We start from the raw sequence: 14,983 nt of genomic DNA, 5'->3' as shown, positions 1-14,983 counted from the left end.
TCTGGCCAGTGTCGCGGTGGGGCTCGGCCCCTCGGCCTCGGTCTCCCCGGCGGACGGCTCGACCGGCTCGGACGGCTCGACCGGCTCGGGCGGGGGCGGTGACGGCGCGGCCGGCGGCCCGGCCTGAGCCGGGACCGAGTGCGGTGCGGAGGGCATCGGGGGCGCGCTCTCAGCCCCGTACGCGACGTACGCGAGGGGCGCGACCGGCGCGGCGGCCGCCAGCAGCGAGCACGCCACGACGGGCCCGCAGACCCAGGTCCGCGCCCTGCGGAGTGCTGGAGTCACCGGGTGACCCCCTCCCGTGCCGAGCCGCCGAGTTGTTCAACTCAGCGTCACATGAGGGGACACATCCGGCATCCCGGACGAAATCGTCCGGGTGTAACTCGCCGCGTACGCCTCCTACGACGGGTTGCCCGTCGAGACCTCCAGCGTCAGCTCGACGTCTTCCTTCTTCACCTCGGTGTCCGCCGGCGGGTACTGGCTCAGGATCGTGCCCTCGCCGTACGCGTTCTCGTCCACCGGGGTCTGCTTCATGATCTTCCAGCCCGCGGCCTGCACGCAGTCCTTCACCGACTGGATGTTCTTGTAGCGGAAGTCGGGCAGCTCGAACTTCTCCGGGTCGTCGCTCGACTCGGTCGGCTCGGTGCACTCCTTCGTCTCGATCGTCTTGCTGAGGTCCGGCCCCTTGTGGCCGGCCACGGGGGGCGCGCTCTGGCCGCCCGTGGTCCCGCCCGCCGAGCCCGGGTCCTCGTCCTTGTTCAGCGAGATCGCGGTGATCACGCCGCCGATCGCGACCAGCGCCACCACGATCGCGCCCACGATCACCGGCATGTTCCGCTGGCCGCCGCCACCGCCCGTCGCGGCGGGCTGCGGCGCCGTCGTGTACGGCTGCTGCGCCTGGTACGCGGGGGCCGGCGGCGGGGTCTGCGCCTGCTGCGGGTAGCCGTACGAGGGGGCCGGGGCGGGCGTCGGCGGGCCGTACGGGCCGGGCTGCGGGGTGTGCGGGGCCTGGTACGGCGTCTGGACGCCGTACGGCGCGGGAGTCTGCTGGCCCACCGGCGGGAACACCGCCGAGCCGACGCCCGAACCGCTGCTCACCGGGCCGCCCGCGACGATCGCCGGCGCGCCGGTCTGGCCCGCCGAGAGCACCCGCAGGCACTCGTCGCGCATCGCCGCCGCGCTCGGGAAGCGCTCGTTCGGGTTCTTCTTCAGCGCGCGCGCCACCAGCGCGTCCATCGCCGGGGTCACCGAGCGGTTGATGGAGGACGGCGCGACCGGCTCCTCCTGCACATGCGCGTATGCGATGGCCAGCGGCGAGTCCGCGTCGAACGGCAGTCGTCCGGTCAGCAGCTGGAACAGCATGATGCCGACCGAGTACAGGTCGGAGCGGGCGTCCACGCCGCGCCCCAGGGCCTGCTCGGGGGAGAGGTACTGCGGGGTGCCGACGACCATGCCGGTCTGCGTCATCGACGTGACGCCCGACTGCATGGCGCGCGCGATGCCGAAGTCCATGACCTTGACCACGCCGCGCTTGGTCATCATCACGTTGCCGGGCTTGATGTCGCGGTGGACCAGGCCCATCTCGTGGCTGGTCTCCAGCGCGGCCAGCACGTCCGAGGTGACCTTCAGCGCCTTGTCGGCCGGCATCGCGCCGTACTGCCGCACGTCGGCGGCGAGCGTCGAGCCGAGCGGCTCGCCCTCGACGTACTCCATGACGATGTACGGCATGAGCGCGCCGTCGAGCGCGTCCTCGCCGGTGTCGAAGACGGAGACGATGTTGGTGTGCGACAACTTCGCAACAGCCTGCGCCTCACGCCGGAACCGCTCGCGGAACGACTGTTCGCGGCCGAGTTCGGAGTGAAGGGTCTTGATGGCGACCTGTCGGTCCAGCGCACTGTCGTACGCCAGATACACCGACGCCATGCCGCCTTCGCCGAGAAGGTCGCGGAGCTGGTACCGGCCGCCCGCTACCGAACCGCCCGCGTAGCGGCCCTGTGCGCCGTCCTGGCTCATTTCTGACTCCCCCGTACGCGCGCGTGGCGGCGATGATCCCGAATTTACTGGCCAAGTCTGCCCGAGGGCTCGGACACGTCAAGCCGGGTGCCCGTTCCGTGACCCTCAGCACAACAAGCGTCTCGGAAGCGTTACCGGACCGGCACGGAATTTGCATCGGTGTACGCGGAAGCGGTTGGATGGCCGGTCAATCTCGGACTGGCATGTCCGAGTGAGCCTGTAGCGTGACGTGGCGTAGGACCTCTCCGGGATTCCCGGGGCGCCGTACGCGACGGCACGTCACGGCAACAACGGAAACACACGACGGCGAGGACTGATGGCACCCGAACCCGAAGCAGGCGGCAACGGAGTGTCGGACGCTGCTGCGGAGTCATGGGGCGTCGGCGGTCTGGTCGGTGACGGCCGCTACCGGCTGACGCACCGTCTCGGCCGCGGCGGCATGGCCGAGGTGTTCGCGGCGGAGGACGTCCGGCTCGGCCGCACGGTCGCCGTCAAGCTGCTCCGCGCCGATCTCGCCGAGGACCCGGTCTCCAAGGCCCGCTTCACGCGCGAGGCGCAGTCCGTCGCGGGCCTCAACCACCATGCGATCGTCGCCGTGTACGACTCCGGCGAGGACGTGGTGGCCGGCCAGTCCGTGCCGTACATCGTGATGGAGCTGGTCGAGGGCCGCACCATCCGCGACCTGTTGATCAGCGCCGAGGCCCCGGGCCCCGAGCAGGCGCTCATCATCGTCTCCGGCGTCCTGGAGGCGCTGGCCTACTCGCACCAGCACGGCATCGTGCACCGCGACATCAAGCCGGCGAACGTCATCATCACCAACACCGGTGCGGTGAAGGTGATGGACTTCGGCATCGCGCGCGCCCTGCACGGCGCGCAGTCGACGATGACCCAGACCGGCATGGTCATGGGCACCCCGCAGTACCTCTCCCCGGAGCAGGCGCTCGGCAAGGCCGTCGACCACCGCTCCGACTTGTACGCCACGGGCTGTCTGCTCTACGAACTGCTCGCGCTGCGGCCCCCGTTCACCGGCGAGACCCCGCTCTCGGTCGTCTACCAGCACGTCCAGGACACGCCGATCCCGCCGTCCGAGGTCGCCGACGGCGCGCCGCCGGAGCTCGACGGGCTGGTCATGCGCTCCCTCGCGAAGGACCCGGACGACCGGTTCCAGAGCGCCGAGGAGATGCGCGGCCTGATCCAGTACGGCCTGCAGATGCTGCAGCAGCAGGGCAGTCACACGGGCGCGTGGAACACCGGCCCGGTCGCGATCCACGAGGGCCCGGGCACGCCGAGCGGCGGCACCGCCGCCACGGCCGCGCTCGGTCACCCGATGCACGGCGACACCTCGCAGGGCCCGCTCCTGCCGCCGGCCAATCCGCACGACGGCGGGGTCGGCGGTTACGACGGCGGCGGTTACGGCGGTCAGGGCGGCTACGGCGGCAAGAACGGCGGCGGGCGCGGCAAGGTGCTGCTGTTCGTCGCGCTCGCGCTGATCGCGATCGTGGCCGGCGTCGTGTACGCGATCGACCGGGCGAACGAGAAGGGCGGCGGCACGACCGACAACCCGCCGGTCACCACCACGCCTTCCACGCCGGAGACGACGCCCTCGCCGTCCGACCAGGAGTCCGACACGACGGACGAGCCGGACACGTCGACCGGCGGCGACCAGGACACCTGGACGCCGTCGTACACGCCGCCGCCGAAGCCGAGCTTCACGCAGTCGCCGACGGACGAGCCGACGTCCACCGACCCGGGGACCGTCGACGGCGGCACCGACTCGGGCAACACCGGGGAGCCGACGGACACGCCGACGGAGCCCACGGAGCCGACCGACGGCGGGGCCGACAACGGCGGCAACACGGGTACGACCAACGGCAGTACGGGCGAACCGGGCACGGCCGGCGAGCCGACGGGCGCGGCGCGCTGACTGTTCGTCAAGTCGTGTGCAGATCGTCCGGTTGATCGTTCGTCAACCCGACGACAGCCTCACCCGGTGAACGCGTCGCGTACCGCGTCGTACTCACGGGTCCACCAGACCGCCAGGGCCGACACCGCGGGAAACTGCGGGTCGGCCCTTCGGTCGTGCAGCTGGTAGCGCCAGCGCAGTATCCAGAAGTCGTTGAGCCGTTCCCACCACACCCGGTGCACCGCCGCGGCGAGTTCGGCCGCGTCCGCCCCGGCGGCCCGCCGGTAGGCCCGCGCGTACGCGCGTACCTTCGGCAGGGCCAGCCGGCCGGTGGGCTGGACGAAGAAGATGGCGGCGGCCCGGACCGCCTCCTCGGCCCGCGGCTGGACGCCGAGCCGGTCCCAGTCGACGATCGCGGCCGGCTCCGCACCGCGGTAGAGCAGGTTCAGCGGGTGGAAGTCGCCGTGCACCCAGCCGCCCGCGGCGGCCGGCGGGGGCCTGCGGTGCGCGTGCTCGGCGAGCAGGGCGCGGCGCTCGGCGAGCCGGTGCTCGGCGAGCTCGTCGAAGCCGTCGCGGGGCAGGTGCGTGCGGGCGAGGCGCAGCAGTTCGTCGACGACCCGGACGGTCTGCTCGGGGTCGGCGCTCTCGTACGCGCCGCCCGGCGGCGGGGCCTCCATCACCTGGGCCAGGCACGTGTGGACATGGCCGAGCAGCGCGCCCAGGCGGCGCGAGCCGGCGGCGGTGAGCTGGGCGCCGTCGCGGTGCCGGCCCTCGATCCAGGGGTGCAGGGCGTAGCAGCGGCCGCCGATGACGGCGACGGTGCGGCCGGCGGCGTCGGCGAGCGGCGGGGCGACGGGCAGGCCGAGGGCGTGCAGGCGCTGGGTGGCCCGGTGTTGGCGGGTGATCGTGTCCCGGTCGGCGGTGGGGGCGTCCAGATGCTGCTTGAGGAAGTACGCGCCCCGGGTGGTGGCGAGCCGGTAGCCGCGGTTGAGCAGGCCCTGGGTGACGGGTTGGCAGGAGAGCGGTTCGCCGGCGTCCGCGTAGCGGCGCAGCAGGGCGCCGACGGGCGGAGCGAGCGTTGCAGATGAGCGCGGCACCCGTCAGATGTTAGATCACCCGGTGTGGCGGAAAAGTCGCTCTCCGGAATTGACGACGGCGGTCCCGTGCGCCGGCGTGTGGTCCAGGGCGTGCACGGTCGCGAACTGCGGCTCCAGGTGCAGATAGACCGCCTCGAACGGCTCGCCGTCCTCCTGCCGGGGCAGCGGCCCGAAGGCCGTCAGCTGCGCCGCGGTCGGCTCGACGATCGTCGCCGTCCCGGTGAGCTGTACCGACCATTCGTCCGCGGCGCCGGAGCCGAAGTTGTCCGCCCCGTACGCGACGACGCCGCCGTCGCAGGCCTCGTGGCAGCCGAGGCCGCGGTGCAGCCGCAGGAGGACCCGTCCGTCGTCGACGAGGTGCCGGGCGGGCGCGACGAAGGGCATCGCCCGCATGCTGGTGGCGACCCGGCCGTGCGTCGCACGGGTCAGCAGCTCGATGGCGCGCGCTTCGTCGGCGGAGGCGGAGGCGTCGGAGGGCATGGCATCCACCCTCCGCCGCCGGACGGGCCCCGCGGAAGGGGCCCTGGCCCCGGTCCGGCCGGGACGTTGGTCCCGAACCAGGGTCCTTCAGCCCCGTTCGGCCTGCCGGCGCGCCACGTACGCGGCGGCCTGGGAGCGGCGCTCCATGCCCAGCTTCGACAGAAGGCTGGAGACATAGTTCTTGATCGTCTTCTCGGCGAGGTGCAGCCGCTCGCCGATGACCCGATTGGTCAGGCCCTCGCCGATCAGGTCGAGGATCCGACGTTCCTGGTCGGTCAGGCTGTCGAGCTTGTCGTCGCCCTTCGGCTTGTTCCCGTCGCGCAGCCGCTCCAGGACCTTGCCGGTGGCCACCGGGTCGAGCAGCGACTTTCCGGCTGCCACGTCCCGTACCGCCGAGAGCAGCTCGTTGCCGCGGATCGCCTTGAGGACATAACCCGAGGCCCCGGCCATGATCGCGTCGAAGAGGGCCTCGTCGTCGGCGTACGAGGTGAGCATCAGGCATTTGATGTGCTCGTTCTGCGAACGGACCTCGCGGCAGACCTCGACCCCGCTGCCGTCCGGCAGCCGCACGTCGAGCACCGCCACGTCGGGGGTCGTCGCGGGGATCCTGACCAGGGCGTCCGCGGCCGTTCCGGCCTCGCCGACCACCTCGATGTCGGATTCCACGGACAGCAGCTCGTGGACCCCGCGGCGCACGACTTCGTGGTCGTCCAGCAGAAATACCGTGATTTTTCCATCTTCAGGCACGAGGGCAGTCTCACATATTGGCTCTTCCCGCGCCCGGGGTGTGCGGGATAACGTGCCGGTGTTCCGGCGGCCTGCAAGGCTGTTACCAGTGATTTCTCGATTTACTTGGAAATCCAAGCAAAATCGCAGGTCAAATGGGGTTTCGCAGTAATGTGGAGCTCTGGGTAACGTGCTTATGACAGGGCGCTCGCCGGGGCACCTGTCACGCCCGACCCCGGCCGCGTCGCACCCACCCCGTGCGCGGGCACGGATAAGGCGAGCCGCACTGGCCATGCCCGGCGAACCCGGGGGCCGGACCGACGGAGGAGCACGCACGTGACCGTGGAGAGCACTGCCGCGCGCAAGACGACGCGACGCAGCAGCGGCACCAAGCGCACCACCAGCGCGAGCGCGAAGAAGGCACAGGCTTCCGGAACCTCGGAGCCCGAGCTCGTTCAGCTGCTCACGCCCGAAGGGGAGCGCGTCCAGCACCCCGAGTACGACATCGACCTGAGCGCCGACGAGCTGCGCGGCCTCTACCGGGACATGGTCCTCACCCGCCGCTTCGACGCCGAGGCCACCTCGCTGCAGCGTCAGGGCGAGCTGGGCCTGTGGGCGTCGCTGCTCGGCCAGGAGGCCGCGCAGATCGGCTCCGCCCGGGCGCTGCGCGACGACGACTACGTCTTCCCGACCTACCGCGAGCACGGCGTCGCCTGGTGCCGCGGGGTCGACCCGACCAACCTGCTGGGCATGTTCCGCGGTGTGAACCACGGCGGCTGGGACCCGAACAGCAACAACTTCCACCTGTACACGATCGTCATCGGCTCGCAGACGCTGCACGCCACCGGCTATGCCATGGGCATCGCCAAGGACGGCGCGGACTCGGCCGTGATCGCGTACTTCGGCGACGGCGCCTCCAGCCAGGGCGACGTCAACGAGGCGTTCACGTTCTCCGCGGTCTACAACGCCCCGGTCGTGTTCTTCTGTCAGAACAACCAGTGGGCGATCTCCGAGCCCACCGAGAAGCAGACCCGCGTCCCGCTCTACCAGCGCGCCAGCGGCTTCGGCTTCCCCGGGGTCCGGGTCGACGGCAACGACGTCCTGGCCTGCCTCGCGGTCACCCGCTCGGCCCTGGAGCGCGCCCGGCGCGGCGAGGGCCCGACGCTGGTGGAGGCGTTCACCTACCGGATGGGCGCGCACACCACCTCCGACGACCCGACGAAGTACCGCCGGGACGAGGAGCGCGAGGCCTGGGAGGCCAAGGACCCGATCCTGCGCCTCAAGGCGTACCTGGAGCGCGAGGGGCACGCCGACGCGGCGTTCTTCGACGCGCTGGAGGCGGAGAGCGAGACGCTCGGCAAGCGCGTCCGCGAGGGCGTCCGCGCCATGCCCGACCCGGATCACATGGCGATCTTCGAGAACGTGTACGCGGACGGGCATGCGCTCGTCGACGAGGAGCGCGCGGAGTTCGCCGCCTACCAGGCGTCCTTCGCGGACGGAGGGGCCGAGTAATCATGGCTGTTCAGAAGCTTCCCCTGGCCAAGGCGCTCAATGAGTCGCTCCGCAAGGCCCTGGAGACCGACCCCAAGGTCCTGATCATGGGCGAGGACGTCGGCAAGCTCGGCGGCGTCTTCCGGGTCACCGACGGGCTGCAGAAGGACTTCGGCGAGGACCGGGTCATCGACACCCCGCTCGCCGAGTCCGGCATCGTCGGCACCGCGATCGGCCTGGCCCTGCGCGGCTACCGCCCGGTCGTGGAGATCCAGTTCGACGGCTTCGTCTTCCCCGCGTACGACCAGATCGTCACCCAGCTCGCGAAGATGCACGCCCGCGCGCTCGGCAAGGTCAAGATGCCGGTCGTCGTCCGCATCCCGTACGGCGGCGGCATCGGCGCCGTCGAGCACCACTCCGAGTCCCCCGAGGCGCTCTTCGCGCACGTCGCGGGCCTCAAGGTGGTCTCGCCGTCGAACTCCTCCGACGCGTACTGGATGCTCCAGCAGGCCATCCAGAGCGACGACCCGGTCATCTTCTTCGAGCCCAAGCGCCGCTACTGGGACAAGGGCGAGGTCGACACCGAGGCCATCCCGGGCGAGCTGCACCGCGCCCGCGTCGCCCGCGAGGGCACGGACCTCACGCTGGCCGCGTACGGCCCGATGGTGAAGGTCTGCCTGGAGGCCGCCGCGGCCGCCCAGGAGGAGGGCAAGTCCGTCGAGGTCCTGGACCTGCGCACGGTCTCCCCGATCGACTTCGAGGCCATCCAGACCTCGGTCGAGAAGACCCGCCGTCTTGTCGTCGTCCACGAGGCCCCGGTCTTCTTCGGCTCCGGCGCGGAGATTGCCGCCCGGATCACCGAGCGCTGCTTCTACCACCTCGAGGCCCCGGTCCTGCGGGTCGGCGGCTACCACGCGCCGTATCCGCCGGCGCGCCTGGAGGAGGAGTACCTGCCGGGCCTGGACCGGGTGCTCGACGCCGTCGACCGCTCGCTGGCGTACTAGGAGAGCCCCGTGACCATCCGCGAATTCAAGATGCCCGACGTGGGCGAGGGCCTCACCGAGGCCGAGATCCTCAAGTGGTACGTCAAGCCCGGTGACACGGTCTCCGACGGGCAGGTCGTCTGCGAGGTCGAGACGGCCAAGGCCGCCGTCGAGCTGCCGATCCCCTTCGACGGGACCGTGCACGAGCTGCGCTTCCCCGAGGGCACGACGGTCGACGTCGGCGAGGTCATCATCTCGGTGAACGTCGGCGGCGCCGCGCCCGCCGAGGCTCCCGAGCAGGTCGCCGCCCCGGTGGCGGCCCCGGCTCCCGAGGAGGAGGCCGAGCCGCAGGGCCGTCAGCCGGTCCTGGTCGGCTACGGCGTCGCCGCGACCTCCACCAAGCGCCGCGCGCGCAAGAGCGACACGGTGCCGGCGCAGGCCGCCGCGGTGTCCGGCCTGGCCGCCGCGGCGATCCAGGGCGAGCTCAACGGGCACGGCGGCCTCGCCACGGCCGCCCGTCCGCTGGCCAAGCCCCCGGTGCGCAAGCTCGCCAAGGACCTCGGCGTCGACCTGGCCACGGTCGTCCCCACCGGACCGGACGGGATCATCACCCGCGAAGACGTCCACGCGGCCGCCGCTCCGGCCCCCGTGGCCGCGGCGCCCGCGCCGGTGGTCGAGGCCGCCCCCGCGCCGGCCCTCGCAGTGGCGTCCGACGCCCGGGAGACCCGGGTGCCGATCAAGGGCGTGCGCAAGGCGACGGCGGCGGCGATGGTCGGCTCGGCCTTCACTGCGCCGCACGTCACCGAGTTCGTCACCTTCGACATCACGCGCACGATGAAGCTGGTCGAGGAACTCAAGTCCGACAAGGACATGGCGGGCCTGCGGGTGAACCCGCTGCTCCTCATCGCCAAGGCCGTCCTGGTCGCCGCCAAGCGCAACCCGGAGATCAACGCGGCCTGGGACGAGGCGAACCAGGAGATCGTGCTCAAGCACTACGTGAACCTGGGCATCGCCGCGGCCACCCCGCGGGGCCTGATCGTGCCGAACATCAAGGACGCGCACGCCCAGACCCTGCCGGAGCTGTCGCAGTCCCTGAGCGAGCTGGTCGCCACCGCCCGCGAGGGCAAGACGACCCCGGCGGCCATGCAGGGCGGCACCTTCACCATCACCAATGTCGGCGTCTTCGGCGTCGACACCGGTACCCCGATTCTGAACCCGGGCGAGTCCGCGATCCTCGCGGTCGGCGCGATCAAGCTCCAGCCCTGGGTCCACAAGGGCAAGGTGAAGCCGCGCCAGGTCACCACGCTGGCCCTGTCGTTCGACCACCGACTGGTCGACGGCGAGCTGGGCTCCAAGTTCCTGGCGGACATCGCCGCGATCCTGGAGCAGCCGAAGCGGCTGATCACCTGGGGCTGATGCCCTGGGATGGTCACCGGGGCTGATCGCCTGGGGCTGATGTCCTGGGCGTAACACGCGCCTATGTGACTGTTTCACGTGAAACAGGCCCGTCCGCGATGCGGACGGGCCTGTTTGATGCACCTCACTTGTATCTATGCTGTGTGCATGGCATCCGCACCCCCAGCCGCCGATCGCGTCTACATGCATGTCAAACAAGCAGTCCTCGACCGTCGTTACGAGGGCGGGACGCTGCTCACCGAGGGGGAGCTCGCCCAGGCCGTGGGGGTGTCGCGGACCCCGGTGCGGGAGGCGCTGCTCAAGCTGGAGATGGAAGGGCTGCTCAAGCTCTATCCCAAGAAGGGCGCGCTGGTGCTCGCCGTCTCCGCGCAGGAGATCGCCGACGTCGTCGAGACCCGGCTGCTCGTCGAGGAGTTCGCGGTGCGCCGGGCCATGCCCGCGTCGCCCGCGCTGATCGCGCGGCTCAAGGAGCTCCTGGAGGAGCAGAAGCGGCGCGCCGAGGCCGGGGACCTCGCCGAGGTCGCCGTCACCGACCGGTGCTTCCACGCCGAGATCGTCCAGCACGCCGGCAACCAGATCCTGGCCCGCCTCTACGACCAGCTGCGCGACCGCCAGCTGCGGATGGGCGTGGCCGTGATGCAGTCCCAGCCGGACCGCATCGCCAAGAACATCACCGAGCACGCCGAGATCCTGGAGCGGATCGAGGCGGGCGATGTCGAGGGCGCTGCGCACTGCGTCCGGCAGCACCTGAGCTGGGTCAAGGTCCTGGTCCGGGGTGAGGACCGGTGAGCGGCTCGTCCGGCTCCTCCGGCTCGCCCGGTCCCTCCGCCGCTCTCCCCGGCGACCCACCCGGCGGCAGCCGCGCCGCCCTCGTCTGGGGCGTCGGCGTCGCCGTCTACTTCGTCGCCGTCATCTTCCGTACGTCGCTGGGCGTCGCCGGTCTCGACGCCGCCGACCGCTTCGACGTCAACGCCTCCGCCCTGTCCACCTTCTCGATCCTCCAGCTGCTGGTCTACGCCGGCATGCAGATACCCGTCGGCCTCATGGTCGACCGGCTCGGCACCAAGAAGGTCCTGACGCTCGGCGTGGTCCTGTTCACCGTCGGCCAGCTGGGCTTCGCGCTCTCCCCCTCGTACGGCATGGCGCTCGCCGCCCGCGCGCTGCTCGGCTGCGGCGACGCGATGACGTTCATCAGCGTGCTGCGGCTCGGCTCCCGCTGGTTCCCGGCCCGGCGCGGCCCGCTCATCGGCCAGGTCGCCGCGCTCTTCGGGATGGCCGGCAACCTGGTCTCCACGATCCTGATCTCCCGGATGCTGCACGGCCTGGGCTGGACGGCGACCTTCGCCGGCAGCGCCGCCGCGGGCGTGCTCGTCCTCGTCCTGCTGCTGCTCTTCCTCAAGGACCACCCCGAGGGCCACGAGCCCGCGCCGGTCTCGCACGCCGGAGGCGCCTTCGTCCGCCGTCAGATCGCTCAGTCCTGGCGCGAACCCGGCACCCGCCTCGGCATGTGGGTGCACTTCACCACACAGTTCCCCGCCATGGTGTTCCTGCTCCTGTGGGGGATGCCGTTCCTCGTCGAGGCCCAGGGGCTCTCCCGGGAGACCGCCGGTGAGCTGCTCACCCTGGTGGTGCTCTCCAACATGGTGGTGGGCCTGGCGTACGGGCAGATCGTGGCCCGACACCATGCGGCCCGGACCCCGCTCGCCCTCGGAACGGTCGCCACGACCGCGCTGCTGTGGGCGGCCACCTTGGCGTACCCCGGTGACCGGGCGCCGATGTGGCTGCTCGTCACACTGTGCGTGGTGCTCGGCGCCTGCGGGCCCGCGTCGATGATCGGCTTCGACTTCGCCCGGCCGGCCAACCCGCCGGAGCGTCAAGGCACCGCCTCAGGCATCGTCAACATGGGCGGTTTCGTCGCCTCGATGACGACGCTGCTCGCCGTCGGCGTGCTACTGGACGCGACCGGCGACGACTACCGGATCGCGTTCTCGTCGGTCTTCGTGCTCCAGGCGCTGGGCCTCACGCAGATCCTGCGGCTGCGGGGCCGTACCGCCCGCCGTGAGCGGGAACGGCTGGTGGCCAGCCGGGTCGAGGCCGTGCACGTCCCGGTCTGACCGAAGAGCCGTGCCTGGCCCGGCCCCTCGGGTCAGGGGGTGACCGCGAAGTTGTCCAGGATCGCCTGCGCCAGCTCCGCGTCGCCCTCGACCTTGACCCGGTCCACGACCGCCGCCGGACGGATCCGTCCGCAGGCGAGGCGGACGTACGTCTCCCAGTCCAGCGCCAGCGTCGCCGCCGGCCCCAGCGACGGCGCCCCGTCCACCGTCCCGCGGCCGTCCGCGTCCACCCGCACCGTCCGCAGGAACTCCACCGGACCGTGCACGTCGAAGACGACGGCCGAGTTCGCCGGCGCGCCCGCGTCCTTCGCGACCACCTTCGGCAGCGCTTCGAGGAGCACGTCCCGGACCACCTGCGCACCGGGCGAGTCCAGGTTGCCCGGCTTGTTGAAGGTGATCCGCAGGTCCTGCTCGTGCACCCAGACGTCGAAGGCGCGCATCCGGTACGCCAGTTCCAGCGACTGCTCCGCGCCGAGCGGGGCGCGGACCTTGTGGTCCGGCTGCCGGTTCTCGTTGCGCAGCTGACGGGCCCGGCGGATCAGCACGTACTCCAGCTCGGAGGTCATCTCCGGGGCGGTGTGGTGCCGCCGCACATCGACCTGCATCTCCATGTAGCGGGAGAACTCACTGCGCACGTGGTAGAGATCGCGCGGCAGGGAGTGAATGGGCCGCGGGTCGCCCAGCATCTCGCACTCCATGCCGATGACATGGGAGACGATGTCGCGCACCGACCAGCCCGGGCAGGGCGTCGCCCGGTTCCATTCGCCTTCGACGAGCGGCTGCACCAGCTCGGCTATCGCTTCGATGGAGTGGGTCCAGGCGTCGGCGTAGGTCTGAAGGCTGGGATGGACGGTCACGGGACCCCTCGGCGGTTCTGCGGTGCGCGGGCTGAAAACAAGTCGGCGTGGGAGGTTCGGACGCTAAGTTACGCTGCCCGAAGGCACCCCGGCAGTGCTTTCGTGTGACGATCGTAGGCCCGTGTTGACGGCTCGAATGCCAGGACGGTGGTAGTGTGCGCGCCTCGCTGATCCAGATCGCAGTAGACCCGGACGAACCGGTCAATGCGCGTCGGGCGCGTGCGGCCGAAATGGTCCGCGCGGAGCGGGGGGCCGACCTCGTCGTGCTGCCCGAGCTCTGGCCGGTGGGCGCGTTCGCGTACGAGTCCTTCGCCGCCGAGGCCGAACCGCTGGACGGCCCCACCCATGAGGCGATGTCGGCCGCGGCGCGGGACGCCGGGGTCTGGCTGCACGCCGGATCGATCGTCGAGGCGGCGGCCGGGGAGCTGTACAACACCTCGCTCGTGTACGACCCCGACGGCGCGCGCGTCCGCACCTACCGCAAGATCCACCGCTTCGGCTTCGACAAGGGCGAGGCCGTGCTGATGGCCGCCGGCGAGGAGCTGGTGACCGTACCGCTGCCGGAGCTCACGCTCGGCGTCGCCACCTGCTACGACCTGCGCTTCCCGGAGCTGTTCCGCGGCCTGGTCGACGCCGGCGCGCAGGCCCTGGTCATTCCGGCAGGCTGGCCGGCCCGCCGCCGCGCCCACTGGACCCTGCTGGCGCAGGCCCGGGCCGTCGAGAACCAGGCGTACGTCCTGGCCTGCGGCACCGCGGGCACCCACGCCGGCGTCGAACAGGCCGGCCACTCGATCGCCGTCGACCCCTGGGGCGAGGTCCTCGCGGAGGCGGGCCCGGCCGAGGAGGTCCTGCGGGTCGACCTCGACCCGGCGAAGGTCACGACGACCCGGGAACAGTTCCCGGCGCTGAAGGACCGGGTGCTGGGGCTGGCGAGGCCGACGCTTCAGAAGTGACGTAGCTCGGAAGCGCCGGGTGCGCCGCGCGCCCACCGTGCGCCTCACCGCGCGATGTGCCGGTAGGCGACGACCTGGCCGTGCGGCGGCAGGGGCGCGGTGCGGACCCGGGCGCCGGGCCGGGGCGCCTCGATCACCTTGCCGTCGCCGACGTACAGCAGGACATGATGACCGTGATTCGTGATCACGAGGTCGCCCGGGGCGAGGCGGGCGCGGGCGGTACGGCTGCCGTCGTGGACCTGCGTGTACGTCGTGCGCGACACCTTCACGCCGGCGGCCCGCCACGCCCGCTGGACCAGACCGGAGCAGTCGTATCCGTACGGCCCCGTCCCGCCCCAGACGTACGGCTTGCCGAGCTGGGCCCGGGCGAACTGCACGGCCCGGTGCGCCTTGCCCTTGACGGCCTTCCCGGGCGGCGGAGTGGGCGTGACCCGGTCCGGTACGGCTCGGTCGGGTAACGCAGCGAGGCGCAGGCGCTCGCCCGCGTAGATCGTGGTCGAGGAGCCCAGGCCGTTCGCCTTCTGCAGGGCCGCCACCGTCGTGTGGTGACGCTGCGCCAGCGACCACAGGGTGTCCCCGGGGCGCAGCAGGACCGTTCGTACGGTCGTCGGCTTGGACGGCGCGGGTTCGGCTGCCGGCGGCGGATCGGCGGGGGCCTCGTCTGCCGGTTTCTGGGCGGGCGGTTGGAGGACGGTACTGGGGCGGGCGGCGGCCGGTGGGGCGTCGGGGAGCGCCGCCTGTGCCAGAACGACGCCGAACAGCACCGCCAGGACGCCCAGCACCGTGACGCCCGCGACCCGCAGCGCCGCCGTGGCGATCGACGCGGCCTCCGGCGGCAGCAGCCGGGCGACGACGGCCGCCACGCTCCACTCCGTCGGCGCCCCGTGCCGACCCCGGGCGCGGACCGAAGGCGCGGCGGGCGCGGAGGTCCGGCGGGGCGTGCCCGCCTG

General features: G+C 71.8%; 13 protein-coding genes and 1 pseudogene. 7 read left to right on the top strand and 7 right to left on the bottom strand.

Annotated features, from left to right (window positions below):
- Together VIU94_RS34850 and VIU94_RS34845 are read right to left on the bottom strand one after the other, a co-directional pair.
- Window positions 1-285: pseudogene (locus tag VIU94_RS34850) on the bottom strand (hypothetical protein); the annotation flags it as partial.
- A gap of 114 nt (window positions 286-399) precedes the next feature.
- On the bottom strand, window positions 400-2,013 hold the full coding sequence (locus tag VIU94_RS34845; protein ID WP_331917857.1) for a protein kinase domain-containing protein: 1,614 nt from the start codon (window positions 2,011-2,013) through the stop codon (window positions 400-402).
- A gap of 316 nt (window positions 2,014-2,329) precedes the next feature.
- On the opposite strand from VIU94_RS34845, the gene VIU94_RS34840 reads away from it, so the two are divergent.
- Window positions 2,330-3,937: a protein kinase domain-containing protein gene (locus VIU94_RS34840; RefSeq protein WP_331917855.1), complete on the top strand. Its 1,608-nt coding sequence runs from the start codon at window positions 2,330-2,332 to the stop codon at window positions 3,935-3,937.
- Window positions 3,938-3,996: 59 nt separating this feature from the next.
- On the opposite strand, the gene VIU94_RS34835 is transcribed toward VIU94_RS34840, so the two are convergent.
- From VIU94_RS34835 to VIU94_RS34825, 3 genes are all read right to left on the bottom strand, one after another.
- Window positions 3,997-5,013, bottom strand: coding sequence for a phosphotransferase (locus tag VIU94_RS34835; RefSeq protein ID WP_331917853.1), 1,017 nt, complete (start codon window positions 5,011-5,013; stop codon window positions 3,997-3,999).
- A gap of 15 nt (window positions 5,014-5,028) precedes the next feature.
- Window positions 5,029-5,493 carry a pyridoxamine 5'-phosphate oxidase family protein gene (locus VIU94_RS34830; RefSeq protein ID WP_331917851.1) on the bottom strand — a complete coding sequence of 155 codons (465 nt, stop codon included), beginning with the start codon at window positions 5,491-5,493 and terminating at the stop codon, window positions 5,029-5,031.
- 87 nt (window positions 5,494-5,580) lie between these two features.
- On the bottom strand, window positions 5,581-6,240 hold the full coding sequence (locus tag VIU94_RS34825; protein WP_331917849.1) for a response regulator: 660 nt from the start codon (window positions 6,238-6,240) through the stop codon (window positions 5,581-5,583).
- A gap of 315 nt (window positions 6,241-6,555) precedes the next feature.
- Between VIU94_RS34825 and pdhA the strand changes: the two genes are divergently transcribed.
- The 5 genes from pdhA (at window position 6,556) to VIU94_RS34800 (ending at window position 12,223) form a co-directional block, all read left to right on the top strand.
- The gene (gene pdhA / locus VIU94_RS34820) at window positions 6,556-7,731 is read left to right on the top strand and encodes a pyruvate dehydrogenase (acetyl-transferring) E1 component subunit alpha (protein ID WP_331917847.1); all 1,176 of its coding nucleotides are present in this window, start codon (window positions 6,556-6,558) and stop codon (window positions 7,729-7,731) included.
- 2 nt (window positions 7,732-7,733) lie between these two features.
- Window positions 7,734-8,714, top strand: a complete 981-nt coding sequence (locus tag VIU94_RS34815; protein ID WP_331917845.1) for an alpha-ketoacid dehydrogenase subunit beta — start codon at window positions 7,734-7,736, stop codon at window positions 8,712-8,714.
- Window positions 8,715-8,744: 30 nt separating this feature from the next.
- On the top strand, window positions 8,745-10,109 hold the full coding sequence (locus VIU94_RS34810) for a dihydrolipoamide acetyltransferase family protein (RefSeq protein WP_331917859.1): 1,365 nt from the start codon (window positions 8,745-8,747) through the stop codon (window positions 10,107-10,109).
- 147 nt (window positions 10,110-10,256) lie between these two features.
- Window positions 10,257-10,898 (top strand): GntR family transcriptional regulator, encoded by a 642-nt coding sequence (locus VIU94_RS34805; RefSeq protein ID WP_331917843.1) that lies wholly within the window; start codon window positions 10,257-10,259, stop codon window positions 10,896-10,898.
- Window positions 10,895-12,223 (top strand): MFS transporter, encoded by a 1,329-nt coding sequence (locus VIU94_RS34800; protein ID WP_331917841.1) that lies wholly within the window; start codon window positions 10,895-10,897, stop codon window positions 12,221-12,223. The genes VIU94_RS34805 and VIU94_RS34800 overlap by 4 nt, the downstream gene beginning before the upstream one ends.
- A gap of 32 nt (window positions 12,224-12,255) precedes the next feature.
- Here VIU94_RS34800 and VIU94_RS34795 read toward each other — a convergent pair whose 3' ends face one another.
- Window positions 12,256-13,080 (bottom strand): maleylpyruvate isomerase family mycothiol-dependent enzyme, encoded by an 825-nt coding sequence (locus VIU94_RS34795; protein ID WP_331917839.1) that lies wholly within the window; start codon window positions 13,078-13,080, stop codon window positions 12,256-12,258.
- 155 nt (window positions 13,081-13,235) lie between these two features.
- Between VIU94_RS34795 and VIU94_RS34790 the strand changes: the two genes are divergently transcribed.
- Window positions 13,236-14,033: a carbon-nitrogen family hydrolase gene (locus VIU94_RS34790; protein ID WP_331917837.1), complete on the top strand. Its 798-nt coding sequence runs from the start codon at window positions 13,236-13,238 to the stop codon at window positions 14,031-14,033.
- A 44-nt stretch (window positions 14,034-14,077) separates the two neighbouring features.
- On the opposite strand, the gene VIU94_RS34785 is transcribed toward VIU94_RS34790, so the two are convergent.
- On the bottom strand, window positions 14,078-14,983 hold a 906-nt coding region (locus VIU94_RS34785), incomplete at its 5' end, for a C40 family peptidase (RefSeq protein ID WP_331917835.1).

This window comes from Streptomyces sp. (assembly GCF_036566765.1).
Lineage (GTDB): Bacteria > Actinomycetota > Actinomycetes > Streptomycetales > Streptomycetaceae > Streptomyces.
The sequence above is the reverse complement of the archived record's forward strand: the minus strand, read 5'-3'. Positions and strand labels throughout refer to the sequence as shown.

Coding starts and splice junctions, on each gene's coding strand:
- VIU94_RS34815 (WP_331917845.1), top strand. CDS start 7,734: ATGGCTGTTCAGAAGCTTCCCCTGGCCAAGGCGCTCAATGAGTCGCTC.
- VIU94_RS34830 (WP_331917851.1), bottom strand. CDS start 5,493: ATGCCCTCCGACGCCTCCGCCTCCGCCGACGAAGCGCGCGCCATCGAG.
- VIU94_RS34845 (WP_331917857.1), bottom strand. CDS start 2,013: ATGAGCCAGGACGGCGCACAGGGCCGCTACGCGGGCGGTTCGGTAGCG.
- VIU94_RS34810 (WP_331917859.1), top strand. CDS start 8,745: ATGCCCGACGTGGGCGAGGGCCTCACCGAGGCCGAGATCCTCAAGTGG.
- VIU94_RS34805 (WP_331917843.1), top strand. CDS start 10,257: ATGGCATCCGCACCCCCAGCCGCCGATCGCGTCTACATGCATGTCAAA.
- VIU94_RS34840 (WP_331917855.1), top strand. CDS start 2,330: ATGGCACCCGAACCCGAAGCAGGCGGCAACGGAGTGTCGGACGCTGCT.